The sequence below is a fragment of the Mediterraneibacter sp. 210702-DFI.3.120 genome (genome assembly GCF_020561005.1).
Lineage (GTDB): Bacteria > Bacillota > Clostridia > Lachnospirales > Lachnospiraceae > Mediterraneibacter > Mediterraneibacter faecis.
In genome coordinates, this window is record NZ_JAJCNG010000002.1 from 66,652 (window position 1) to 92,708 (window position 26,057).

Consider the following 26,057-nt stretch of genomic DNA (forward strand, 5'->3'; position numbering starts at 1 on the left):
CGAAATGCGTAGCATTTTGGAGGTTGGCTCTGAACAGTTACCAATTTGAATTGATTTTCCCCTGCTTTTTCAACAGTTCATGAATGGTATATGCCACCCCTAAGTCTTCATTTGACTTTGTAACATATTTTGAAACCCGCTTCACTTCCTCATCTGCATTTTCCATCGCGACAGTTGCGCCAAAATCCATAGACAACATAGAGTAATCGTTCAGACTGTCCCCAAACACCATCACTTCCTCTTTTGTATAACCTAAGGATTCAATATATTCCTGAATCGCAGGTCCTTTCTCCGCTCCTTTTACCGTGATTTCCAGATTATTATAGAAGGAAGACGCAACTGCGAGTTCCGGATTCTGCATCAGTCTTCGCTTGATCTTATCAAGCATCTCCAGATCGCCTGTAAAAAGGAAAATCTTATGGATCATAATTCCCTGTTTCTCTAATTCGTCCACAGAATCGATTCGTCTTGAACTTGCCTTCACTCGCTTATAAAGTTCTGACTGCTCTATTTGGTCTCTGCACTCAGATAAATGGAACAGCTGAATCTGACGAACAATACTCTCCTCTACTTCCTCCGGTGTTCCCACACGATACTCATAAGGTCCGGCGCAATACAATACCGAGATTGGATATTCTTCCAATACCTTTGCCACCTCATTGCAGAGCTCATATGTAAATCCTATGCTTTTTAGAATTTCACCCTTTGGGTTGCGTATCTCTGCGCCTGAGCCCACAATGAAATCACAGCCAAGATCCAGACCTTTTAATTCTTCCATTGCTCCATTATAACTTCTTCCGGTTGCTATCATAAAGCGGATTCCCGCCGCCTGTGCTTCACGGATCGCTTCTACTGTCTCCGGTGCTACTTTGTGATTGTCTCCAAGTAGTGTTCCATCCATATCACTTGCTATTACTTTGATCATAATCCGCTTTCTCCTGTTAAAACTTTCTTGTCTTATAAATATATTTTTTGCCTTTGCCTATGAGTATAACTGTTTTTGTGAAGCTGTGCAAGACATGTCTGTTGAAGTTAACCTGTTGTTTTTAAAACCTTTACTGCTTTCACGATTTCTTCTTCCGAAGTCTGCCAAAGCGCATAATCTCCACGTTCCGACAATCCAAGTCCGATTCCTTCTTTTCTATATTTCATCATACTGTCCACTACAATCTTTCCAGACATATGATAAGAAGTAATTCCTGTATACGGAAGTAATTTTTCTATTGATTCTGCACCAATTCCGCTTGCCGCAAGGATCTCAATCCTTCCTGCACTTTTCTCCTGAAGTGCTTTCAGCATCTCTTTCCCTTCCCACGCAGTTTCTTTCTGTCCACTTGTCAGAATCGTATCGAACCCAAGATCAATCGCTTCTTCGAGTGCTTTCATCGGGTCTATACAGACATCAAATGCACGGTGAAGCGCTTTTTCTTTATTTCCTGCTGCCTTGATAAGTTCTGCCATTCGCTCTGTATCCAATGTACCATCCGGATTAAGCATTCCGATGACAACTCCATCAGCTCCCATCTCACAGTACATCTGAACTTCCTCTTTTAGCTGTTCAAATTCATATTGGTTATAGCAATAATCTCCATATCTCGGACGAAGAAGAACTCTCGTCTTGATGTCTGTATATTTCTTGACAAGATCAAATAATGCCTTCCCCGGAGTAAGTCCTCCGATCACAAGATTGCTGCATAATTCGATTCGGTCTGCGCCACCTTTCTGCGCATTGATCGCTGATTGTACACAATCTGTGCATGCTTCTAATATTATTGTTTTCATATGTTCTATTTTCCTTCAATAATTTTTATATATTAGAAGAAGCTGCCGTTGGCAGCTTCTTCATGGTTCTTATCGTTTACTAAGAAGTCTCTCTAGACACAAGCTACTATAAGCTTTAACCGTATGTCAGTTGATGACCTCTTGCAGGCATTTTACAGGTACTTTGCTGCCTCTTCATCACAGATCACTGTTACATGTGGATGGAACTGTAAGATACTTCCAGGTACCTTTGGTGTAACCGGTCCGTTTACTACTTCTTTCAGAATCTCTGCTTTATTCTCTCCGTTTACAAGAAGTACGATCTTCTTTGCACGCATAATTGTTCCGATCCCCATAGAAACTGCTTTTCTCGGCACATCTTCTTTCTTCTCAAAGAAACGCTTATTCGCTTCAATTGTGCTATCTGTCAGATCGATCTCACCTGTTACTTTTGTAAACTCATCTGCCGGCTCGTTGAATCCGATATGTCCATTGCATCCAAGTCCAAGCAGCTGGATTTCTACCTGTCCTGTCTTTGCCATCAGTTCTTCGTAAGCTTTTCCTGCCTCTCCAGCTTCAAATCCAACCCCATCCGGTACATGTACATTCTCTTTGTTGATATTTACATGATTGAAAAGATTGTCATTCATGAAATAATGATAGCTCTGATCATGCTCCGGTGCCAGTCCAATATACTCGTCAAGATTAAATGTAGTAACCTGAGAGAAATCAAGATCTCCAGCCTCATACATTTTAACAAGCTCTTTGTACAGACCAACCGGTGTAGATCCTGTTGCCATACCAAGGATTGTTTTCGGATTCTCCATAATCTCTGCTGCAAACAGTGTTGCTGCTGCCTTGCTCATCTCTTCATAATTCTTCTTTACAATTACTTCCATGTTTAATACCCTCTCATTTCATTATATTTATATCGAGTGCTTTGGAAGCCACCCCATATTTTCATAGATCAAATCTATTTGCTTCCTGCTTCTGTAGATATATTTTATAACTTCTTATTCCTTATGCGAGTTTACCGTAGCTGATTGTCTGTACTAAATCAAACACATCATTTAATACAACCATGTCTGCATCTTTTCCTGCTGCAATAGCACCCTTAGAATCAAGTCCGAACTCTTTCGCCTGATTTCCAGAGGTCATCTTTACTGCATCTTCAACCGTAGCACCTGTAAATTCCATAACATTTTTAAATGCCTGAATATATGTAAGGATACTTCCTGCGATCGTTCCGTCTTCCAGTTTTGCCATACCATCTTTTACGATTACGACCTGTCCGCCCAGTTCGCTCTTTCCTTCCGGCATTCCTTTCGCACGCATGGAATCTGTGATCAGCTCGATTCCATCATACCCTCTTACTTTGCATGCAAGTTTCACCATATCCGGTACGATATGCTTTCCGTCACAGATTAGCTCTGCATGTACCCCTTCTGCCAGCATACCATATCCTGTCACACCAGGCTCTCTGTGATTCAGTCCTCTCTGTGCATTGTAAAGATGAGTCACATGTGTTGCTCCGCTTGCATTCAATTCCCCGTATAATGCATTCGAATGTCCTGCACTTAAGACAACTCCTTTTTCCTTGCACCATGTCTCAAATGATGGATCTGCCTCTTCCGGCGCATAAGTAACAATACGCAGGAGACCGCCGCTGATCTCATTCCATTTTGCCAGTGTTTTTTCATCCGGCTTCTTAATATAAGAAGGATCTTGTGCCCCCTTGAACACCGTTGAAATAAATGGTCCCTCTAAGTGAATCCCTTTAATCACCGGGTTCTTCTGTGCCGCATCATGAATATTCTGCATTGCTTTCTCGATGTTCTCATAGGTCTGAGTCATAGTTGTACAGAAATAAGTTGTGATTCCCTCCTGCTTTGTCATCTGCTTAACCATCTCATCAATCTCATCCGGTGTAGCATCCATGTTATCTTTCCCATAACCACCATGACTATGAATGTCAATAAATCCAGGAACAACCATTGTTCCTGCACAACTTACCTCAAGATCCCCTTCTTTCGGCTCGAACCCCGCCATATCACCGACTTCTTCAATCTTCTCATCAAAGCGGATATAGCCATTTTCGATTACACCGTTCCCAGTATAAATCTTCTTCTCCTTGATCAGTTTCATGTTGTTCTACCTCGTTTTCTACTTTTTAGAATACTGGTATCTGTGAAGATACTGAACAGATACGGATCTATTACTGTTCGCAGTTACCTACGAGCAGCAATAGAACTCTTACTTTTCTATTATCTCACAATACAAGGTGAGATTCCATCAATATTTCATAATTTATGAAAAAATCTCTGTCCGTTTCTACTAACCGCAGAACTATAAGAAACACCTGAAACAATAGTAGTTTCCCCCAAACTATTGACAATATCCGCCTAATTGCGGTAAATTAAATGTTATTGTGGGTTAAAAATGCCTTCAATTATGATACCTACGGATTGTATCTGTGCTACGCACTTTGACGATCCTGCCCGATATCATCATATCAATATAAGGAAAGGATAAAAAATTATGAATTGGGAAATCATTACTTTTATTGCGTATTTCGTCATTTTGCTTGGCGTAGCATTAGTATTTTACTTTAACGGTACCAATAAGAACTCTGAGGACTTCTTCCTTGGTGGAAGATCTATGGGACCATGGGTAACAGCACTGTCCGCACAAGCGTCCGATATGTCTGCGTGGCTGCTGATGGGACTTCCGGGATCGATCTTAGCTTTCGGTTTCGGACAGATGTGGATCGGTATCGGTCTTGCATTAGGAACAGCTGCTAACTGGATTCTGTGCGCAAAACGTCTGCGTACATTCTCTAAAGCTGCAGATGATGCAATCACATTACCACAGTATCTGACAAATCGTTTTGCAACAGACTCCAGATCACTGCAGTTGACATGTGCACTGATCTTCCTGTTTGCTTATACAATTTATGTAGCATCTGCACTGGTAGCCGGTACTTCTGTATTCACAACACTGTTCCCGACAGTTTCTCCTAAGATTGCTATGTTCGCATTCTTGCTGATCATTGTTGCCTACACATTCTTTGGTGGCTTTGCGGCAGTTTGCTGGACAGACTTTTTCCAAGGATTACTGATGATGCTTGCACTGATGCTTGTACCTCTCGTAGTCTGCATCGGTCACAGTGATCTGTTGGATCCTACTGCTCTTACTACAGTATATACGTATACTGATGCTGCTACAGGAGCTGTAACACAGTGTGCTTTCGGAGGCGGTATCTTTGATGCCAGCTGGCAGGATATCGTCAGCGGACTTGGCTGGGGGTTAGGATACTTCGGTATGCCACATATTCTGGTGCGTTTTATGTCTATCGAGAAACCATCCATGATCAAGAAATCTTCTATCGTAGCAATTGTATGGGTAATCATCTCACTGTTCTCTGCTGTCCTGATTGCTTACTTAGGCAGAATGGTTATGGGCGCTGAACTGCTCACTCAGGGAAATCAGAAACTTGTATTCATTGCTATGGCGCGAAGATTCTTCCCGGCAGGCATCTGTGGACTTCTGCTTGCAGCGATCATCGCCGCTTCGATCTCCACTGCAGACTCTCAGCTGTTGGTAGCATCCAGCTCCTTCACAGCAGATCTGTACAAGCCTTTCTTCAGAAAAAATGCTTCTGAAAAAGAGACGCTGATGGTTGGACGTATCCTCGTACTGATCCTCTCCCTGATTGCTTTCGGTATCGCAAACTCTAAGGGAAGCGGTGCTCAGGCTATCATGGATATGGTTGAAAATGCATGGGGCGCTTTCGGTGCTTCTTTCGGACCTACGATTCTGTTGTCACTGTTCTGGAAACGCTTTAATTACCAGGGTGCTGTAGCAGGTGTAATCTCCGGATTCGTTGTAGATCTCGGATGGCTGCTCACAGGAATGACAGATGCCACAGGTATCTTCGAGATTGTCCCTGGATTCTTTGCAAGTTTTCTGATTGCTGTTATTGTAGCAAAACTTACTGCTGAGCCAAATAAAAAAGCTGTTGAAATCTTCGATCAGGGAATCAAAGCGGAAACTGAATAAATTACAAATGTATTATAAAGTCAAAAAATCAGTCGTAAATATTTACGGCTGATTTTTTGTGCGTTTATGATTCATATTTATCTTATTTATATACAAAAAGAAGGGGCTTACATAAGCCCCTTCGACATTTGACACCTGACTCACATCAGTGTTCAAATCATCCTTCAATTGCGATTGTTTTCTTTGTCTCAACTGGTTTTGCCTCTTTCTTCGGCACTGACAGTCTCAGAATACCATTCTCGTATTTTGCTTTGATATCTTCCTGTGTAAGGTTCTCACCTACATAGAAGCTTCTCTGCATTGCTCCGGCATAACGCTCCTTACGGATGTATTTACCTTTCTTGTCTTCCTCATCCTTATCAAGACCCTTAGCAGCTGATACAGTCAAATAACCATTCTCAAGCTCAATGCTGATCTCATCTTTCTTGAATCCAGGAAGATCGATATCTACTTCATATCCTGCGTCATGCTCACGGATATCTGTCTTCATCAAATTCTTAGCGTGTTTACCGTATAACGGATTCTTCTTTCCCCAGAAATCCTGCTCAAATGGGAAATTCATCCAATCATCATCAAATAAGTTTTCTCCAAAAATACTAGGCATCATCATAAGTCATTTCTCCTTTCAATGCTAACTAACTTTGTTGCCTTTTGTGAGAAGATCTCACAATTTATATAAGCTGCTTTCGCAGTTGTTGTCAGAACATTCGGAGGATTCAGAAGTTCATTTCTTTTCTTTTTTCTCTGTCTTCCTTTGTTCTACTTATTATATAGCACGCAGTTTTTAGCCAAGTCAAGAGGCGAGTGCTAATTTTTTAAGATTTTTTTTGCAAACCTTGATTTTACGGTTTGCAACACTTTTTCTTCCTTATAATCATCACTTTTTCTTGATTTGACACCATTTTTTATTTTTGGTGTCAGCTAATTGCTACGCTTTTCAGCTTTATGATTTCACTCTCAATTCTGGTCATTTTGACCAGCATTTTCTTTTGATGGTCTTCCGGCTTGTCGTTTCATCGCATTCAATTTCATCTTATAAGCCCATGCCTTCTCACTCGGCAATAACTCCTCTCTCTGAATATTCGCATCCACCATCGCGATTACCGATTCATCATCTGTCATTTCCCGGATAATTGAAGGAATCGCAGTAAGCCCTGCCAGCTGTGCAGCATGGAGTCTTCTGTGACCGGAGATCATTTCATAAGTGTCCATTCCGGTCGGATCAGGACCGGTGAAAGAACTCCATTTGTCTTGATGCTTTCCATGAGCCGTGCCATTGCTTCATCCTCCTTTACCTTGAACGGATGATTCTCGAATGGCCTCAGACGCTCCAGACCGATCTCTACAACTTTCTCAACGGCAGGATCGAATAGTCGGTGTTCATCGTCTGATCTGCTTTTAAGTTAATGACATTGTCCTTTTTCAGCTATTCATTTGCAATAAAAAACGGAATGATTTCGCGATTTCTGCTAATCATTCCGCAACGTCCCGTGCGGGAATCGAACCCACATCTAGTGCTTAGGAGTTCAAGATACCACTGAAAACATATATAATTCTTAGTAAAGTTAAGTCAAGGAAATCCTTGATTTTCCTAACTATTCTGTTGCTCACTGCCAAAATAAGAAAACCTGTTTTCATCTCTGTAAAACACCTTTCGGTGCTCGGAGCACCCGGAGGATATAACCATTCCGTTCCATTGAGTTCACTCGGTTGGCCACCATTACGATTCAGCTTGTAACAATGATCACTTGATTTTCTTATTAGATTACATATATTATAACGTGTACAGGGTCGGATGTCGATGGGTTTTTGACCATATTTTACTCTAATTTACTCTTATAATCTTCTACTTTATAAGCCTTTCTCTTTGCTCCAATATCGCAATATAATTATCCAACAAAAAATTCATATCTTGGGGTACTCCTTTTTTTATGTTGCCCGTTCCTGCCAAATCTTTTATTGCCTCTTTTTCTATCCTGTCTTTAAAGAACATTTCAAGATTTTCTTCTCGAATCCACTCTTTGAGTTCTTCATCCCCACCGGTAAAATAAAAACTAAAATCTCCATTCTCAAAACATTCAGACAAAAAATAAGGCATATAATCATAATATGGTTTATCACCCCTACGCTGCATGCTTCTATCCTTTAATATCATAACATTGCATCTTTTCTGTCCTAAATCGAACAGCCTAATCAATTTCATTACAATACTATTTTCCAATGGAAGCAGTTGTGGTATGTTTCCAGCTATTGCCCTTAAGAATTCCCCTTTTTTATCTTTATTGTTTATATCTCCATATTGATTTAATACCTTATAATCGTTAATACGAACTAATACGAATCGTAGTGGTAGCCACAACGAGAAAATTGTATCCGCATATAAATTTCCATCTGTTAAAATACAATCCAGATCATTATTCTTCCTGTATTCATCATGCTCTTGTTTATGAGCAGCATAATTACCTTTAGGCTTATTCCGATTATAATCTATCCATGACTGTATTTTCTGTGTTATCGGCTTATATATGATTTCTCTTACCGCATCTACCAAACCATAATAAAGCAGGCAATCTTTAACCCTCGCTTCCGGATGCGAATATTCAACAATAATCCGACCTGTTGGCTCAACAACATACCATATACCATGTTTTGTCTGCTTCCAAGTAGGATTTGAATACTCCGAAATACTATTAAAATAATTTCCCGAAGTGCCTCCACAGATTATGATATCTGGCTGACACATATTTATTTGATTACATAACATCTCTCCATTATTTATAGCTGCCTCTGTTATCTGTTCAACTGCAGAGGTATGGCTACCAGGGGTCTTTTTCACATTCACAACTGCTATCCTTTGCAGATTTTCTATTCTTTGTTCTTCAGTTATACTTTCTAACTCTTTCCATGGTATATCTCGCTCTAAATGATTTATTCCTATCACCCACCTGGTAACATTGTCCCATGTTTGCTTTCTTCCACCTTCACGAAGAAATTCTCTTAAATCCCAGTCTTCTCCACCATTTACCTCTTTTAGTAAAAATAGAATTTTTATCCCGCTTTTCCAGTAAAATTCATGATTGACTATGCCATCCCTTATAAAGCCCGAAAACTTTACTGCCCAATCATCCAAAAAAATGTTTTCTTTTTTCAAGTGTTCATTTATCATCTTTTATTTTCTCCTCGATTACCCAACAAATCATCTTTATCTGTAGCATAACCTACTTTTCCTTATATCTTTTTACAAAATTCCTATACCCATCATGTCTATTGCATGAAAAATCATATTTACTATAACCCAATGATTACTAGATCATCTAACTACCAAAGCCTATTATTTGTAATGCTTCCCAAATTAAACTTACTGCCAAAAATATTCTTAGGATAGCGATTTTCAACAAATACTATCAATTCGTCTACCTTGCCAATTACAATATTTTCTATAGCAATTCTACCATGATGAAACATCTGACCTTGTTGCCTTCTGCGATACATTATCATCCGCTACTAATTGCAATGCGTGATGTAGCTGCATCAGCTCGTATTTTTCACTGTTCTCTTATCATATAGTTAATTTAATACTTCAACTACATAGCAGTCCTTTTCAAATACTTTTTTCACATCTACTATTCTGCATTTTGAACCACAATTTAATAATAGCTCTTTTTCATGCATAAAAATAGGAACCCAATAATTTATATATGCGCATGCATATCCTTTTGGAATTAGATATATTACATATGCTGTAGTTGTATTTTTGAATATATATTTTGACACATGAGTTCCCTTAAAATCCTTATTTTCAAAAATTTCATTTTTACTAAATTTTTTTATATAATCACATTCTATCCTGTTAATTGTTCTGTACGTTACAATGTTATTATTTATTTTTGCTCTGGAAATTGCATTTTTCAGTATTTTAACTTTATCATTTTTTTTGCAATCATTTTGTGTACTATTTCTTAAATATGCATTGATATTCCTCTTTCCCGGAGTAACTGTTCCTATCCTATATTTTCGTATTTCCTTAACTTCTTCTCTTGTAAGTTCCTTTTTCCACTTTTTATATTCTTCTCTTAATATTTTACTTTTAATTGCATGGTATTCCATGTTTAAATCCATGATTACACTGTCTATTGCTACACATCTTTTACGAATTAACTCAATCACTATCTTTCATTCCACCTTTTTTTATTTATTGCTATAATATAGAATACCACAAAAAAGATATCGCACAGATATATCTTATCCACGCGATACCCATATTTTCTTCATTATACTTTTATTGTCTTGCCAGGCTAGTCAGCAAAGCCGCCATCTCCGGATTTCCCAGAACTTTCATCAAAAGTTCGGCGTCCACACCTTCCGGAACAGCCATCATGTTTGCTGCCTGATCAGCATCTGCACCCTTCATCTGCGGATTAAGATTTTCCTTATTATAAAAGGCATTCTCCATTCTCTCTGCATTCTTCCGCCGGTCCTCATCAATGATATGACCATACACTTCCGTTACCATGTCCGCCTGTGCATGTCTGGAATCCCCCTGGACTGCTTTGATATCTCCACCGCTCAGTTTCAGTTTGTATGTGACACTTGTATGGCGCAGACTATGAAAAACCACATCCGGAAGACCTTCTTTATCAATTACTTTCTGCATCTGATCCCGAATATAGCTGCCATTGATCGGCATTCCAAAAGTAGTCGCCATTATCAGGTTGTAATCGGTATACTCACTGCCAAGTGCCTCCTTTATCTCATCCTGTTCCTTTTTTATATCAATAAGGCACTGTGCAACAAACCCTAGTATATAGACTTTGCGCTCGCTGGCATCGGTCTTTGGTGTTTTCAGCACCCTGACCGTCTTATTATTCTTCCTTTGGGATGGGAAGATCAGAAGACTTCTTTTGAATCCAGCTCCTCAACAGCTTCCTTTGATACACGCTCCACCTGTTTGTTAATAAAGACATATGCCCTGTTCTCTGAAATAGCTTCTTCTGATATATCCACACAGTCCCATGTCAGCCCAAGCAGCTCTCCTATTCGGACCGTTGCTGCGAATGCCAGATGAAATGCTACTTTGAGCCATTTATTCTCACACGCATCGATTGCCTGCATCAGCATTTCCGCAGTCCAGATTTCACGCTCCTCAGCTTTATACTTCGGCAGTGTCGCATCTGTTGCCGGATTCTTGTCCATCATATCCCACTTTACCGCCTGAAACAGCTCCTTAGTACCTTATGTATCTGATGAACTGTCGCAGCTGTGATCAGCTTGTCCCCATCCGGATTCCTTGAACTCTTTACAGCCGGCATTTTCAGAAGATCCGTATAATACTTCTCCATAAAATGGTTGTTGATCTCAGACAGCTGCACCTCTCCGATCGTGGGAATAATATAGTTATTGATCAGTCCTATATTTCCATCATAAGTAGCAACTCCCCACTCATTATGTCCGTAGATTCTGACATATTCCTTTATAAGTTCTTTTACCTTGGTGCATTTTGGTACAACAAATGTTCCCAGGGACTGCTTATACTCAATCTCCTTTTTTCGCTTTTCGGCTTCTTTCAGCGTGGTATAGCCTTCCGACTTCTGGTGCTCCATGCCATCTGCATCCATTTTGTGATTGTTCCGCTTGTAACTCCTGCAAGAGCCGCTGCCTCTGATCGGGAAATATATTCTTTTGTCTCCATACTCTCCTGATTATCCTGCTTTACAGGCCCCGGTTCCTTCACAACCTGATATACACTCTGCGCATTCAGAAAATGCTGAAAACTTTTTCTACTTCCTACCGGAGCAATCATTGCCTTGCGCGGAACTGTTATATTCTGGTGTTTCCCCGGACAGTTGCTGCAATTATTTTCTGCAAGTTCAGAAATGCTGCTGCTCGGCATTCCGGCACTGAGGATTATTTCCATTTCCTTTGTGATGTCTGCAATTACGATTCTTTGCGGATACTTTTCCTCCGGGCTTGGAAATGGCATTATTAACATGGTTGGTGCTGCCATCCGTCAGCTTATTTTACTGGTTCCATGCCTTTGGATTTTTATAAAAATCTCTGGCATTTCACATGGCTGGTATGCCTTCTAGATTGCAGAAATCATTGCATGTATTTACAGTTATTGTATGTCACATAAATTGCTAAAATAAAAGGGCATGAATCCACCTATAGATTCATGCCCTTTTATTTATTCAATCCTGTCGGAATACCGATACTTACAAAAAATTTAAATGGTCTATTGCTTAAAGCTTTAAAGATAAATCCGGATGTTTTTCTATCCACTTCTTCATGTCATTTCTCCTTCTTCCAGTTTTAATCTTTCATCAGTTCAAAAAAATGAAAGTCTACTGTACCTTTTCCCTGAAATCTGGAGAATAATGCTCTTTTTCCTCTTGGGATGTTTAAGGCACCTTTATAAGTATGCATTTCTTTCTCTCTGTTACTCACTTCAATCTCTGCACAAATATTTTCAAAATCAGATTTGTCAGAAACCTGCATTGTTCCCTTTGCATTCCCCTGTATAGTAATTCCGATCTGATTTGCCTCTCCCATTTCGAAATATTTAAAACCAGCGACCGACCCATTCTTCATATTTGCAATGTACTGATCTCCATTATTTTCTCGATCTTTTCCACTCTGCGTGAAATAAGGATGATCTTTCAATTTTTGTTTCGATGACTTTCCATCATATCGTCCTGTTCCATTTATCGACCACAAATTGCAAGCTATTCTTGCTTCATAAGCTCCTATCCCTTTCAACGCTCCTTGATTTAAGCCACAGCTTGTAATTTCTGCCTGCTGAAAGCCTCCGTCATTTCTACGTTCCAGTTTTTCTGCACATGCCTGTCTTGCATAAGAACTACGATTTGTCTGTCGATGATAAAAGATATACCATTGATCTTCTATCTGAAGCATTCCCCCATGTGTATTTCCTAAATAATTAGAGGCATGTGTCTCATCTTCATTTCCATTCAAATAAAGATCACCAATATCTACCAGAACGCCTCCATAAGTAAATGGACCTTTAGGTGAATCTGCCATTGCGTAGCAAAGATCATGATTGTGTTCTGATGAATATACAAAACAATATTTTCCATCCACTTTTCGTATAGAACTTGCTTCAAAAAAAGCATGATCCTGAAAAGCACCCTTTTTTCCTTTTGTAGGAAATAGAAGTTCTGGGCCGGATTTGATTGTAATCATATCCTGTTCCAGTTCCAGAACAACTCCGCCTTCATTGGTCAGATTACGTCCTCTGGAAGCAACAGCCGGAACCTTAGTAGCAAATCCGGAATAAAGATATACTCGCTTATCATCATCTACCAATATCCCCGGATCAAACGGAAATGGTTCCCCACTCTTTTTTCCCCATACATGTCCATCTTTAAAATGAACATGTCCGTAAAATTCGTACTTGCCTGCCGGAGTATCACAGACAGCAACTCCCATCTCACCCATGAAGTCGAAGGCATAATAGAGATAGTATCTTCCATCTGGTCCCTGTGTAACATCTGGTGCATACAAACAGCGAATTCCTAATTTATTAGAAGGATCCTGATTTTTTCTGTATATAACACCTTCATATCTCCAATCAGAAAGATCTGTCACAGGTGCAGACCAACAAACATAATCCTTCACACAGAAAATCGGCGCTCCAAAGGAATCATGAGAGCCATAGACATATACTCGATCTCCAAACACATAGGGTTCTCCATCCGGGATATATTCCCAGCTTGGCAGATATGGATTAAATACCTGCTGTTTCATTCCTATCATCTCCTTGTATCATTATATTATAGTTTCTTTACTGAACACATCTTATCACAAAATATGTAATGTCATTTTTTTATTTCATAAAATGTATTTCCCATTTCACAAATAGTAAGCTTTTTCAAAAATTCCTCTCCAGCACAATATAAGAAAAGACGTAAGTCACATTTCTATGACTCACATCCTTTCTTGCTCATGTTTTACCTTTTTATAACAAACTATTTTCGGAATGTATTTTCACAGTCATATACATTCCATAATTATCTTCTCGCATCTGTCGTACCCAAGCTTGGAACTATTCAGACACAACGTATAATTGCTGGCTTTTCCCCATTTCTGATCCGTATAAAAATTGTAATTCGCCATACGCCTTTTATCTGTATCTGCCATCATTTTGACAGCTTCCTTTTCTTCTACATTATATAACCCCATAATTCGCTGTGTTTTTTCCGGCATATCCCCATGGATAAATACATTCAGTACATCATCCCGGTCTTTCAGAATATAATCTGCATTTCTTCCAATGATCACGCAAGGCTCCTTTTCAGCCAGTTCTAAAATAACTTTCCTCTGTGCCTCATACACCATGTCTTCTACTGATTTTCCTGTGATATCACGTCCAGCAAATGCATATGCAAACAAGCCTTTTTTCGGAGATAATTCCGCATTTTTCTGAACATACTCCGGTGACAAACCGGACTTCTCTGCAATGTCATTAATGATATTTTTATCATAATAAGCAATTCCAAGTTTCTTTGCTACTTCTTCTCCGATAAAACGTCCGCCGCTTCCGAATTCTCTGCTGATTGTAATAATTCTTTTTTTCATCTCCGCTTCCTCCTTAACTTAAAACATCAACTTTATTTTTTCTGATTTTCTTTAAGAACATATATCCCACAAAACATGACACTATTTCAGTAATCGGAAATGCCCACCAGATTAATGTAACTCCCATCTGGCCATTTCTGACAAATATCGAAAAAATTCCGGCCAGTGGCAGAATAATGATAAGCTGTCTCAAAAGCGAAATTACCAATGATTCCACACCACCGTCCAATGCCTGATAAATACCCTGATAAGCAACATTAATTCCGGCAAACAGAAAGCTGACTGAGATTACCCTCATTGCTCCGATAAAATATTCTCTTGACTGTCCTGCATTAAACAGTGTCGCGAACGCCCCAGGGAAAATCTCTGTAATAGCAATTCCAAGAATCATTAATGCAATCGTATAGATCAGACCATATTTGATTCCATCCTTTATTCTCTTCTTACTTCTCATTCCATAAGCAAATGCAAGGATCGGAGTGATCGCGTCACGCAGACCAAATGCAAGGAAGAGAACAAACTGCTGCACCTTATAGAACAAACCATATGCTGTCTGTGCTGACGGATTGAACTTCAGGATCAGATTCATTACATAAACCATAATCGACATCAATGCCTGTGCAATGATCGCCGGAAGTCCGATTGCATAGATTTCTTTTATAACACCGCCATCCGGCTTCATATATTTCACCCCATGCTCAAACTCTTTATTCAATTTTATATGGAAAATGAACAGCAATACTGCGGACGCTACCTGACCAATTACCGTTGCATAGGCCGCGCCTTTCACTCCCATTTCCGGGCAAGGTCCAATACCATAGATCATGATCGGATCAAGAATAATATTTACAACTGCTCCGACCACCTGACCGATTGTGGAATAAAGGGATCGTCCTGTTGCCTGTAATAACTTTTCGAATAAAGAGAAGAAAATAATTCCAAAAGAAATCACGCAGCATATCCGCAGATAACTGACACCCATCTGAAAAACTTCTGCATCTACTGTCTGGGATGAAATGTATGCTTTCACTTCAAAGATGCCAAACAATAAACAAACCACATAAATGATCACTCCCAGGAACAGACTGTTTCCGGCCACCTTTGCTGCTTTTTTACTATTCCCCTGGCCAAGCGTTCTTGCCAGAAGTGCATTGGTTCCGACACCTGTTCCGATTCCCACTGCTACCATAAGCATCTGAACCGGGAATACCAGTGTCAATGCATTTAATGCTGCCTCACTGCCCACTCTCATATTTCCTACAAATGCACTGTCTACAATATTGTAGACCGCCTGCAATGCCATAGATAAGATCATCGGGATTCCCATCTGGACCATCAGCTTATTCACCGGCATATCCTTCATTTTGTTGCTTTCCACCATTTTGTTTTAACTCCTCTCTTTTCTGCACAAAAAAAGTGCGCACCTTGTCTTATAAGCTGGACTTACGCTGACAGGCTACACACTTTTTCATGGCGATATTCTATTTGTAACTGTTCAGAGCCAAGCAAAATTTCATAAAACAGGTGTAAAATGCTTGCATTTTTAAGACTGTTTTTGAAATTTTATTTGGCGGATACGCCACACCGACGAAATGCGTAGCATTTTGGAGGTTGCCTCTGAACAGTTACTTCTATTTTAATAAGAAAACGAGCAGCCGGTAAACTGGATTTACGCTTACTTGCTACTCGTTTGTAGTTATTATATTTCCTGTTTTATTAAAAGTCAAACAAAATTTTCTTTACTTTTCTACCCTCTAACCAACTCTCTGAGTTTATCCAGATCTTCCTTATCCGGATGTGATAAAGCACGGTCAAAGTTTGCGATCAGCAGATCAAGATTTGGCATATGATCCGGCTGCTCTTTCATTTTCACATAACGGTCTCTCACCGCTTGCGGCATCTTTCCCTGACACATATATTCACCAACCACCTGATTGCTTTTATCCATAGAACTCTTAACGTTATTCAGAACCTTCTGGAAATATGCTTCATTCTCACCAAACCCGGCTGTTCCAAACAGAAAGACTTTTTTATTCTTTATCTTCTGCAATAATTCCAATGCGGACTTATCTGCATTTCCCTGATCTGTCCAGAAACCAATATAAAGCATTTCTGATATCGTTTCTTCGATTTCGCTTGTTCCGAAATAATCACAATTCTCCTGCGGCAATGCATCACGGATCGCATTTGCCAGCTCTGCTGTATTTCCTGTTTTGCTGCTGAATATGATTGAGTATCTTTCTTCCTTCATACTATAACCTTCCTTCTAAGCTAAACCAATTCTGGAACAATATCTTCAGACTTCTTATTTCTGCTTGATTTCCATAATAACAGTTTTTCCGGCCTGAACTTCTCCCTCTTCACATACAAGCTCTTTCCCTTCAAGGCTTGAACCGATGACGATCGGTGTGATGGAATTACGTCCTGTTTCTTTGATAAACTCAAGGTCTGCATCTGCAAGAAGATCTCCTGCTTTTACCTTGTCTCCTTCTTTTACATGGATCTGGAAACATTTTCCATTCAGTGCGACTGTCTCAAGTCCGACATGTATCACAACTTCTACTCCGTTATCGGAAGTAACAGCATAAATGTGACCTGTCTCTGCTACTTTTGATACAGTTCCATCAACCGGGCTTACAACCTTACCTTCTGTCGGAACGATTGCGATTCCATCTCCAAGAATCTTCTCTATAAAAATAGGATCCGGCACTTCTGTGATTGCTACTGCTGTACCGGTCATAGGTGCTAAAATTGTTTCAAATACATTCTCCTGATTGCTCATATCTAACTCCTCCTTAGACATCTTTCATCCACTCATTACTTCTCTTACCAATTAAAAAATTATAGTCACTGTTTCTGCGAATATCAATCCCATTTTTTGATTTATTTGTGAATTCTATGTTTTGCATATTTTTCCACGCTAGTATCGTTTCTTCTTATTCATAATGATCAGTAAATCTCTACAAAAGTCTTATAGAAATCATATACCTTACCGTCTTCCTGTGCGCAGAGTAGGAATCGACTGATCACATCCCCTGTTTTATGATATTGCTGTAGATATTCTATATGTTTCTGCAAGTCATTTGGATAATTCTCGGCAACTTCTTCTTTCATAAGAAATGTCATATATCTGCCGCCATGCTTACGCCAGATAATATGTGACTCGTCAAACACATTGCTCGCGTCCGGCAAGACAGTCAGACCACGTTGTTCCTGCTGCAGCGTGTCCGTATGCTGTACGCGGGAATAAAGATACGGATCTTCAATATATTGAAGTAACTTCTCCTGCTCAATCAACTCAAAAGAGACAATGCACTCCGTATCGATCTCTGTTTCCTGATAAGGCATTCTTCTCAGTTCTTCCAACGTCTTCACCGCCTCAATATGCCTTTGTAATTTTTTCATCCGAAGTCTTATCAATTCCTGTTCCTGTTCAAGCTCCGATAACTTCTGTTCAAACAGATTTGCCTGTTGTTTCGGTGTATTGGATTTCATCTCTCGGATCTGCTTTAACTGAAATCCGAGATTTTTATAAAAGATCACATCAGAAATTGTCATCAGATCTTCTACCGCATACTCCCGATAATGACTTGTCTCCCCTTTGTTCGGAGATAGAACCTGCATCTCTTCCCAATAGCGCAATGTAGATGCGGGAATGTCAAAGAAATGGGATATCTCTCCTATTTGAAATTCCAAAGCTATATTTTCCACCTCCTCTTGATGATTAGATGATCTTTTTCTCTTCATCGTTCATGAAGATACCGACATCTTGCTACTGGTATTTTAGCAATCTTTTTATTGACCTTCAAGTACCTTTAAGGTTTATCCTATACTAAGATATTTTTTTAACAAGGAGGCTTCCTTATGGAAAAAACTCTTATATTTCGTTCGGTAGATGAGATTCGATTAAAGAAATTATTACGCTTTATCATTCCAACTTATCTGACCTCATTATTTACTACAGTTTATACGATCGTTGATGGAATCTTTGTTTCTGCTTATGTTGGAACAAATGCACTTGCCGCGATCAATGTTGTCTATCCACTTGTAAATATTCTATATGGTATTGCACTTGCTTTCGCTACAGGAGGAAGTACACTTGCCGCTCTTCATATCGGTGGAAAGAGAAATGATGAAGCCAGCCGGACTTTCTCTATAAGCATGACTGCTGCCATTGTCATTGGCGCTCTTGTTTCTGCACTTATTCTTTTCCGGTTGCCGGTCATCCTGCAGATGCTTGGTGCAACCTCACTGCTGATGGCAGATTGTAAAGCTTATATCTACTGGTGGCTGTTCGGTGCTCCGATCGTGGTTGGAAAAGAGATGTTCACTTATTTCATCCGTGTTGACGGTTCTCCAACGTACAGTTTTCTGACAGCACTTTCCGGAGGGATTTTTAATATTGTTTTCGATTACATTTTTATCGGACAGCTCCATATGGGAATTACAGGTGCCGCACTTGCAACCTTCCTCGGCCTTCTGCTTTCTTTCGTAATGGGAGTGGTTTACTTTGTAACACATCCAAACTTCCTTCATTTTACATTCCGCGGACTGTCCATAAAGGAAGCATTTCATAGCATGATCAACGGAACTTCTGAATTCGTAAACCAGCTTGCAATTGCGATCACAACCGTTGTCTTTAACCGAAGTACCCTACTTTTCGCCGGAGAAGACGGCGTTGCTGCTGTTTCAATCATCATGTATTTACAGTTCTTATGTATCGGAATTTATTTTGGATTTTCTATGGGACTATCAACGCCACTAGGATATGCTTACGGAGACAGAAATTTCTCTGTCTGTCGTGTTTTAGAAAAGTACGCTTATCGCTTCTTTGCGATTGCACCGATCATTCTCTACGGATGCACTTATCTGCTGTCACCAATTGGGGTACGTTTCTTTGCATCTCCCGACAGCACAGTCTTCGACATGGCAGTTTCCGGACTGCGCTTATATGGACTCGGATTCTTATTTTCAGGAATCAATATCTTCGCAGCAATCCGTATGATGACATATGGCAAAGGATATATCTCAGGTATGATTACTTTCCTTCGTTCCTTTGCTCTGCTACTTCTTTTCCTGACAGTTCTTCCGAGGTTCTTGGAATTAAATGGAATCTGGCTGGCAGTACCGGCAGCTGAGATATTGACACTGATTGTTGCTCTTTGGACGTTGAGAAAAAAGACAGTAGTTTAACCCAACTATGTTAAAGAAGACTAAAAGACGGAGGTTTCTGACATTTTGTAATTAGAAACCTCCGTCTCTTTTTCATGAAATTTTATCTTTTAGAATCCTACTCGACTGTCTCCCAGTTCATTCTTCCATATCTAAGTGTCATCTCCTGGATTTCCTTCTGCAATTTCAATGACAACTGTCTTGTATTCACTCTCCACTTCCAGTTCTTTCCTACCGTAGACGGAGTGTTGATACGACAATTATTTCCTAACCCTAAATAGTCCTGCATCGGAATAACACACAGCTTTGCACTGCTTCGCATAATCAGGCTGATCAGAGATTTATACAGTTCCCTTTCCGGTGTGTACTGGTCACACATGTAATCTCTCGCCAGTTTCTGCTCCTCTTTTGTGATACTGCTCCACCATCCAACGATTGTCTCGTTGTCATGAGTTCCTGTATAAGCCACACTGTTCACCGGGTAGTTATGTGGAAGATAATCATTCGCACAACCTGAGTCACGGGAATCAAATGCAAATTCCAGAACCTTCATTCCCGGAAAACCACTCTCGCGGACCAGCTCACGAACAGAATCTGTCACATAACCAAGATCTTCGGCAATAACCTGCTTCCATCCAAGTGCCTGTTCCACTTTGCGGAACAGATCGATTCCAGGACCTTTCTCCCAATGTCCTCCGATCGCATTCTCTGCCCCATACGGAATTGAAAAGTATTCATCAAATCCACGGAAATGATCGATTCTGACAACATCATACATCTGGAATACATAATGCAGTCTTGAAATCCACCATGAATATCCTGTCTCTCTATGATAGTCCCAACGGTACAGCGGATTTCCCCACAGCTGTCCTGTCGCAGAGAATCCATCCGGCGGGCATCCGGCTACAGCTGTCGGAACATTTTCCTCATCTAACTGAAACAGTTCTGGATGCGCCCAGGTATCCGCACTGTCCATTGCAACATAGATCGGGATATCTCCAATGATCTTGATTCCCTTTTCATTTGCATATGCCTTTAATTTCATCCATTGCTCGTGGAATTTAAACTGCATGTACTGCTGGAATTCAATATCATAATACAGTTCCTCTCTGTAATAATCCATTGCCCATTTCCAACGGAGACGGATATCTTCTGCCCATTTTGTCCACTCTACATTGTCAAATCGTCCTTTTACAGCCATGAACAGTGCATAATCTGACAGCCACCAGCTATTCTCATTCACGAATTTCTGATACTCCGGATTCTCACTGATCTTACTTCTCTCATAAGCCTTTCGAAGCAGTGGATAGCGTCCTTTATAAATCTTCTCGTAATCAATAGAACCCTTTACTTTTCCCCAGTTTACCTTCTCACATTCTGCACGTGTCAGGACCCCTTCCTCAATCAGTTCATCAAGACTGATAAAGTACGGATTTCCTGCAAATGTAGAAAAAGACTGATACGGAGAATCCCCATAACTGGTCGGTCCAAGCGGGAGAATCTGCCAATAACTCTGGCCTGCTCCTTTGAGCCAATCTACAAATTCATATGCGCTTTTTGAAAAACAACCGATTCCATACTCGGACGGTAAACTACTGATCGGCATTAAAATACCTGCTGCTCTTTCGCTCATTTTATCTTCCTCCTCTTAATCTTCTACCTCGATCATTACTCCATAATGATCGGATACTACCGGGTAATTCTTACCATTACATACCACTTTCGATGACTTTACTTTTTTCTGCGTATTACAGAAAATGTAATCCAGACGTTTGGCATCTTTCACTGCTCCACCGCCTTCTCCATCGCGCCATCCATCGATTTCTTCTTCCACTGTAACACCGGAATCTTTCTGTTCTGCATCAACTCTTCTATACATTGCAAGTGCAACACCAAGCAGAAGGCCGGTTGCTCCAATCATCTGTCCGACTTTGAAACGGGCCGGTGTTACTGTTGTGAGCAGAGTTTTATAAGCTTCCATATTTCCTGCATCTTTGTAATTGATCAGATCAGTTACCCATGCAAGCCACAGCGGATCCTGTCCAAATACCTGCTTTCCGGCATTAATTCCTGACTGTACAACCGGCCATACAACTGCAAGGATCAGAGAAATAATTACTGACCATGCGATACATACCATTGGTACGAAGCGTTTTCCATTGAAGAAAGATAATGCATCCGGTAATTTGCGGTAATTATAATATTTATTGTAAATAATTTCTCCTTTAGATCTCCCTGCATACCATCACATCCTGTGGCACGCCTCTGTTCGTTGCATTATTCCATGCAACCGTTTGCATTAATTATATGTACGTTTTGTACGAAATGCAATTCTATTTATAGATCTATTTTCTATTTCTGCCTTTTGCACAATTTATATGCTCTGTTTTTGTACATTCTCACAACAGTTTCTATGCAAAAAACTATGCAACAGATTTGACATCATTGCGTTCTTTCACTAAAATAGTAGGTGACGAAATGCGTAGCATTTTGGAGGTTGGCTCTGAACAGTTACGTGAAAATAAAGGGAAATAGGTATCAGACTCCTGACATCCTCATTTCCTCACAGGAGGGAAAATATGGCAGTAACAATTAAAGATGTGGCCGCTTTGGCAGGTGTATCACCTTCCACTGTCTCCAGAACTTGTAAGAATAACCCATCCATCAGCACAGAAACAAAAGAAAAAGTTCGTAAAGCGATGATCGAACTTGGTTACGAAGTAAACTTTCAGGCCAGCAATCTTGCTTCTCAGTATTCCCGCACGATCGGGATTATCCTTCCGGCATCTGCCCGTGAAGTATATGAGAATGCTTTCTATCTTGAAGCAATTCGCGGCATCAGCCACTACTGTAACCAGAGACAATACATGTCTACTGTTGTGACAGGTCAAGATGAAGATGAGATCTTAAAAGCGATTCAGTCTATGTCACGAAGTGGAAAAGTAGATGGGTTCATCGTTCTTTATTCTCGAAAGGACGATCCGATTATTGATTATCTCTTCAGCGAAGGACTTCTTTATATCTTGGTTGGAAAAGCAACACAGTACACAAATCAGACATTATATATTGACAATGATAATCTTCTTGCCGGAGAGGACGCGACCGAATATCTCTATCAGCTCGGTCATCGCAAGATTGCTTATCTGGGTTCCGACAGTTCACTGACTTTTGCCGCAGACAGAAAAACCGGTTACCAGATGGCATTGACTAAACACGGAATCCCTTTCCGTCCGGAATACTGCGCGGAAGTTCTGAATGTATCAGGAGATAACATAGACGCAATTTCTTCTCTGTTACTGCAGGATGAACCGCCAACTGCAATCGTTGTAAGTGATGATATTCTTGCCGTTTCACTTGAAAGAGTGTGTCTACAGAATCATGTTTCCATCCCTGAAGATTTGTCGATCATCTCTTTCAACAACTCTCTGTTTGCAAGATCGACATCTCCACAGCTTACTTCAATTGATATTAATTCCAAGCAGCTGGGTATCGAGGCGGCATCACAGATGATCAATCATATTGAGAATCCGAATCTTGTTGCAACAAAGATCATCGTGCCGCACCAGCTGATTGAACGCGACAGCTGTTGTAAAATAAATGGATAATAGTTTTGGGAACACTACACCTCTCTATGGTTCTAAACAATACGCAACGAAGATCACAATACTGATATCTACAAAAACGGAGAGTTCTGACATTTTTTCAATCAGAACTCCCCGCCCCTTTTCACCATTTTAGCATTTATAAGACCTTATATTTTTCAAATATTTCCAAGTACTCCTGCTCAACATCCTTGAATGCTCTCACCGTATAATCAGGTACCATACACGTCTCCGACTTGTCTCCTTCTGAGTCTTCACCCAGTAAATATTTCATATCATACCACAATACCGCATCATCAATCTCTTTGATCAGCTTCTCTTCCTGCTCATCAAGTGGTGAACCCAGGAACTTGGTATACAAAACATCAAGCAAATGATTCTCCTGCTCTTTATATACTGTCATAAATTGCTTCAGCGGACGCGGCACGTCTGACATGTAACACTCACTTGCATCATGCAAAAGTGCACCCTCGATCACACGATTGCTGTATCCTCTGGCTACGGCTTCCTTCGCACACAGAATGCAATGTTCTCCCACCGACCAGAACGTACTGACCTGACCGTTTCCTCGGCAGATCATCGGAAGTGCATGGGCGATATCTACGATGTTGATCAGCTCCGGATCTGGATTGATCGGATCAAAATGGTTTCCTGTGTATGTTGTGATGTAACTCATAATAAACTCCTACTCTCTTTAATATAATTCCATAAACTCTCATCTAAATCTATCTCTTCTTTTACTTTGAGACCTTGTCTCATTTATAACTTCTTGGATATCCCTATACGGCACACTTGTAAAAATATCTCTAAGTTCATCTGCCATATCCAATGCCATCGCAATCTTCGTTAAGGAAAGTAATGAAATCATTCCTGTCGTCTCAAACCTTTTAATCGAACCATAACTCACACCACTCATAGATGCTAATTTTTCCTGTGAAATTGAACGTCTCTTTCTAATATTGCGCACTCTTTGCGCAAGCTTTTGATCCAGTTCTTCTGCTGTTTCCCATACTAACTGTTGCATTCATACACCTCACTCTATGGATAATATTTTATCTATTTTTAACTATTTTATGCATTTTTAGATAATATTTTATCTATTTGAATCATATCACTTTTATCTTTTAATATCAACCAGGCACTTGCAAAATAACTCTAAAACCTCTAAAATTATTGTATCTGCCAAAACATTTAATTAAGGGAGAAAATTTATGAGTATATACGCAATTTACTTCAGTCCAACCGGGGGAACTGAAAAAATAGTTACATTTATAGCTGAACAATTTGGTGAATATCAGAGCATTGATTTATGCGAAAAGACTTCTGATCTAACAAATAATTTTTCCGAAGAAGATCTCTGTATCATCGGAGTTCCTTCCTTCGGTGGACGTGTTCCTGCCATTGCATTAGAGAGAATCAAAGCCCTGAGCGGAAATAATGCAACTGCGATTCTAATCACCGTTTACGGAAACCGTGCTTATGAAGATACATTGATCGAACTTGAAGATACTCTGATTGAAAAGAACTTCACCTGCCAGGCAGCTATTGCGGCTATCGCAGAACATTCCATCATGCATCAGTTTGCAACTGGAAGACCTGATCAGAATGATCTTACAGAACTCGCTTCCTTTGCACAGAAGATAAAAGAGAAAACAAACAACACTGTAAAAACTGATTTTCCGCCAGTACATGTTCCGGGTAACAGACCTTACCGCGAATACGGTACGATTCCGCTTATCCCTGGTGCTTCACATACCTGTGGTTCCTGTGGATTGTGTGCAGCGAAATGCCCGTCAGGAGCAATTCCATCTGACAATCCTACGCAGACTGATAAGGACAAATGTATTTCCTGTATGCGCTGTATCAGCGTCTGTCCAACGCATTCCCGCAAGCTGAATCCACTAATGCTGGCTGCTGCTTCCCAGAAGTTAAAAAAAGCTTGTTCCGGACGAAAAGAAAATGAACTGTTTTTATAAATAAGACTATAAAAACACCCGCTATTTTCATCCTTCTCAAGATAAAATAACGGGTGTCTCTAAATTATTACACTATACCACTACTTCTATCAGTGTCTTGTCACCAAATTGAATTTTCCTATTCGTTATTCTTCATCCTCCAGCTTCACGCACGGCAGATTCCATCTGTAATGCGCTGCTCCGATACGAATCACAAGCACAACTACTGTTCCGATCACAAGCGCCGGAATCTGTCCCCAGCTTCTATATGCCAGTACACAACAGATTGCCCCCGCGATCGATGCACAGGCATACACATGCTTTACAAAAATATATGGTGGAACCCCTGCCATCACATCTCGTAGAAGTCCTCCTCCAACACCGGTCAGCACTCCAAGGAAACTTAAGAAAAACATATTATCATGATATCCTGCTGTCCATCCTGTGGATACTCCGACTGCTGTAAAAATCCCAAGTCCGACCGAATCCATCAGGAACATTAGTCCTGCATAGAGTGCCTGGTATTTACTATGCAACAGTCTCTTATTAATAGAAAGTAAGAGAAATGGCGCTAATGCAGAAATCACTGCCACTTCTACATAAATCGGCTTCACAAATGCGCTCGGTGTCTTCCCCAAAATCACATCACGCATCATTCCACCTCCTACCGCGGTCACCACACCAAGCACCAACACACCGAAAATATCCATCTTTCGCCGGATACCAACCATTGCCCCCGAAATTGAAAATGCGATCGTTCCGATCAACTCGATGATCAAAACGATCAATGTCTGTAAATCCATATTGTTTCTTCCCCATTTCTATACCGATATTTCGACTAATATCAGTAGTTTCTGTTTGAAATTTTATCATAAAGGATTTGCATTTTCAATAATGTTACACATGTTTTGAT

At 40.2% G+C, this 26,057-nt stretch carries 25 protein-coding genes and 2 pseudogenes; 4 read left to right on the forward strand and 23 right to left on the reverse strand.

The window, feature by feature from the left end:
- Positions 1-37 precede the first annotated feature (37 nt).
- The 4 genes from LI162_RS01910 to nagA all read right to left on the reverse strand — a co-directional run bounded on the left by LI162_RS01910 (position 38) and on the right by nagA (position 3,906).
- Positions 38-925 (reverse strand): Cof-type HAD-IIB family hydrolase, encoded by an 888-nt coding sequence (locus tag LI162_RS01910; RefSeq protein ID WP_055163245.1) that lies wholly within the window; start codon positions 923-925, stop codon positions 38-40.
- Between the two features lie 107 nt (positions 926-1,032).
- Complete coding sequence (locus tag LI162_RS01915; RefSeq protein WP_055163246.1) at positions 1,033-1,782, reverse strand: copper homeostasis protein CutC; 750 nt, start codon at positions 1,780-1,782, stop codon at positions 1,033-1,035.
- Between the two features lie 152 nt (positions 1,783-1,934).
- A complete protein-coding gene (nagB, locus tag LI162_RS01920; protein WP_020437018.1) occupies positions 1,935-2,660 on the reverse strand; it encodes a glucosamine-6-phosphate deaminase in 726 nt (241 codons plus the stop codon).
- 121 nt (positions 2,661-2,781) lie between these two features.
- Positions 2,782-3,906, reverse strand: a complete 1,125-nt coding sequence (gene nagA, locus LI162_RS01925; RefSeq protein WP_227155588.1) for an N-acetylglucosamine-6-phosphate deacetylase — start codon at positions 3,904-3,906, stop codon at positions 2,782-2,784.
- 393 nt (positions 3,907-4,299) lie between these two features.
- On the opposite strand from nagA, the gene LI162_RS01930 reads away from it, so the two are divergent.
- A complete protein-coding gene (locus LI162_RS01930; RefSeq protein WP_227155590.1) occupies positions 4,300-5,820 on the forward strand; it encodes a sodium/proline symporter in 1,521 nt (506 codons plus the stop codon).
- Positions 5,821-5,977: 157 nt separating this feature from the next.
- Here LI162_RS01930 and LI162_RS01935 read toward each other — a convergent pair whose 3' ends face one another.
- From LI162_RS01935 to LI162_RS02000, 14 genes and pseudogenes are all read right to left on the reverse strand, one after another.
- Positions 5,978-6,430 carry an Hsp20/alpha crystallin family protein gene (locus LI162_RS01935; RefSeq protein WP_015527508.1) on the reverse strand — a complete coding sequence of 151 codons (453 nt, stop codon included), beginning with the start codon at positions 6,428-6,430 and terminating at the stop codon, positions 5,978-5,980.
- A gap of 353 nt (positions 6,431-6,783) precedes the next feature.
- Positions 6,784-7,175: pseudogene (locus LI162_RS15865) on the reverse strand (ParB/RepB/Spo0J family partition protein); the annotation flags it as partial.
- Positions 7,176-7,666: 491 nt separating this feature from the next.
- Entirely contained in the window at positions 7,667-8,986 is a 1,320-nt protein-coding gene (locus tag LI162_RS01945; protein ID WP_227155592.1) for a hypothetical protein, read from the reverse strand.
- Positions 8,987-9,387: 401 nt separating this feature from the next.
- Positions 9,388-9,987 carry an ADP-ribosyltransferase gene (locus LI162_RS01950; RefSeq protein WP_227155594.1) on the reverse strand — a complete coding sequence of 200 codons (600 nt, stop codon included), beginning with the start codon at positions 9,985-9,987 and terminating at the stop codon, positions 9,388-9,390.
- A 112-nt stretch (positions 9,988-10,099) separates the two neighbouring features.
- On the reverse strand, positions 10,100-10,669 hold the full coding sequence (locus tag LI162_RS01955; protein ID WP_227155596.1) for a site-specific integrase: 570 nt from the start codon (positions 10,667-10,669) through the stop codon (positions 10,100-10,102).
- Positions 10,670-10,707: 38 nt separating this feature from the next.
- Entirely contained in the window at positions 10,708-11,016 is a 309-nt protein-coding gene (locus LI162_RS01960) for a hypothetical protein (protein ID WP_227155598.1), read from the reverse strand.
- An 8-nt stretch (positions 11,017-11,024) separates the two neighbouring features.
- On the reverse strand, positions 11,025-11,420 hold the full coding sequence (locus LI162_RS01965) for a hypothetical protein (protein ID WP_227155600.1): 396 nt from the start codon (positions 11,418-11,420) through the stop codon (positions 11,025-11,027).
- Positions 11,384-11,824, reverse strand: a complete 441-nt coding sequence (locus tag LI162_RS01970; protein WP_227155602.1) for a hypothetical protein — start codon at positions 11,822-11,824, stop codon at positions 11,384-11,386. The genes LI162_RS01965 and LI162_RS01970 overlap by 37 nt, the downstream gene beginning before the upstream one ends.
- 305 nt (positions 11,825-12,129) lie before the next feature.
- Positions 12,130-13,584 (reverse strand): family 43 glycosylhydrolase, encoded by a 1,455-nt coding sequence (locus LI162_RS01975; RefSeq protein ID WP_227155604.1) that lies wholly within the window; start codon positions 13,582-13,584, stop codon positions 12,130-12,132.
- A 246-nt stretch (positions 13,585-13,830) separates the two neighbouring features.
- On the reverse strand, positions 13,831-14,415 hold the full coding sequence (locus tag LI162_RS01980; RefSeq protein WP_227155606.1) for a cytidylate kinase-like family protein: 585 nt from the start codon (positions 14,413-14,415) through the stop codon (positions 13,831-13,833).
- Positions 14,416-14,428: 13 nt separating this feature from the next.
- On the reverse strand, positions 14,429-15,796 hold the full coding sequence (locus tag LI162_RS01985; RefSeq protein ID WP_227155608.1) for an MATE family efflux transporter: 1,368 nt from the start codon (positions 15,794-15,796) through the stop codon (positions 14,429-14,431).
- Between the two features lie 366 nt (positions 15,797-16,162).
- A complete protein-coding gene (gene bilS, locus LI162_RS01990; protein ID WP_196020265.1) occupies positions 16,163-16,666 on the reverse strand; it encodes a flavodoxin family protein BilS in 504 nt (167 codons plus the stop codon).
- Between the two features lie 54 nt (positions 16,667-16,720).
- Positions 16,721-17,197, reverse strand: a complete 477-nt coding sequence (locus LI162_RS01995) for a PTS sugar transporter subunit IIA (RefSeq protein WP_055147167.1) — start codon at positions 17,195-17,197, stop codon at positions 16,721-16,723.
- A 167-nt stretch (positions 17,198-17,364) separates the two neighbouring features.
- Positions 17,365-18,111 carry a MerR family transcriptional regulator gene (locus LI162_RS02000; protein ID WP_227155610.1) on the reverse strand — a complete coding sequence of 249 codons (747 nt, stop codon included), beginning with the start codon at positions 18,109-18,111 and terminating at the stop codon, positions 17,365-17,367.
- A gap of 168 nt (positions 18,112-18,279) precedes the next feature.
- Here LI162_RS02000 and LI162_RS02005 point away from each other — a divergent pair, with 168 nt between their 5' ends.
- Positions 18,280-19,608, forward strand: a complete 1,329-nt coding sequence (locus tag LI162_RS02005) for an MATE family efflux transporter (RefSeq protein ID WP_227155612.1) — start codon at positions 18,280-18,282, stop codon at positions 19,606-19,608.
- A gap of 97 nt (positions 19,609-19,705) precedes the next feature.
- Here the strand turns inward: LI162_RS02005 and malQ are convergent, their stop codons facing one another.
- On the reverse strand, positions 19,706-21,220 hold the full coding sequence (gene malQ / locus LI162_RS02010) for a 4-alpha-glucanotransferase (RefSeq protein WP_227155614.1): 1,515 nt from the start codon (positions 21,218-21,220) through the stop codon (positions 19,706-19,708).
- A gap of 216 nt (positions 21,221-21,436) precedes the next feature.
- Positions 21,437-21,811: pseudogene (locus LI162_RS15870) on the reverse strand (PTS transporter subunit EIIC); the annotation flags it as partial.
- A gap of 355 nt (positions 21,812-22,166) precedes the next feature.
- On the opposite strand from LI162_RS15870, the gene LI162_RS02020 reads away from it, so the two are divergent.
- Positions 22,167-23,192: a LacI family DNA-binding transcriptional regulator gene (locus LI162_RS02020; protein ID WP_020435960.1), complete on the forward strand. Its 1,026-nt coding sequence runs from the start codon at positions 22,167-22,169 to the stop codon at positions 23,190-23,192.
- A gap of 136 nt (positions 23,193-23,328) precedes the next feature.
- Here the strand turns inward: LI162_RS02020 and LI162_RS02025 are convergent, their stop codons facing one another.
- On the reverse strand, positions 23,329-23,865 hold the full coding sequence (locus LI162_RS02025; RefSeq protein WP_227155615.1) for a hypothetical protein: 537 nt from the start codon (positions 23,863-23,865) through the stop codon (positions 23,329-23,331).
- A gap of 39 nt (positions 23,866-23,904) precedes the next feature.
- Positions 23,905-24,213 (reverse strand): helix-turn-helix domain-containing protein, encoded by a 309-nt coding sequence (locus LI162_RS02030; protein WP_020435958.1) that lies wholly within the window; start codon positions 24,211-24,213, stop codon positions 23,905-23,907.
- A 187-nt stretch (positions 24,214-24,400) separates the two neighbouring features.
- Between LI162_RS02030 and LI162_RS02035 the strand changes: the two genes are divergently transcribed.
- Positions 24,401-25,165, forward strand: coding sequence for a 4Fe-4S binding protein (locus tag LI162_RS02035; protein WP_227155617.1), 765 nt, complete (start codon positions 24,401-24,403; stop codon positions 25,163-25,165).
- 125 nt (positions 25,166-25,290) lie between these two features.
- Here LI162_RS02035 and LI162_RS02040 read toward each other — a convergent pair whose 3' ends face one another.
- The gene (locus LI162_RS02040; protein WP_055147200.1) at positions 25,291-25,947 is read right to left on the reverse strand and encodes a trimeric intracellular cation channel family protein; all 657 of its coding nucleotides are present in this window, start codon (positions 25,945-25,947) and stop codon (positions 25,291-25,293) included.
- Positions 25,948-26,057 lie beyond the last annotated feature (110 nt).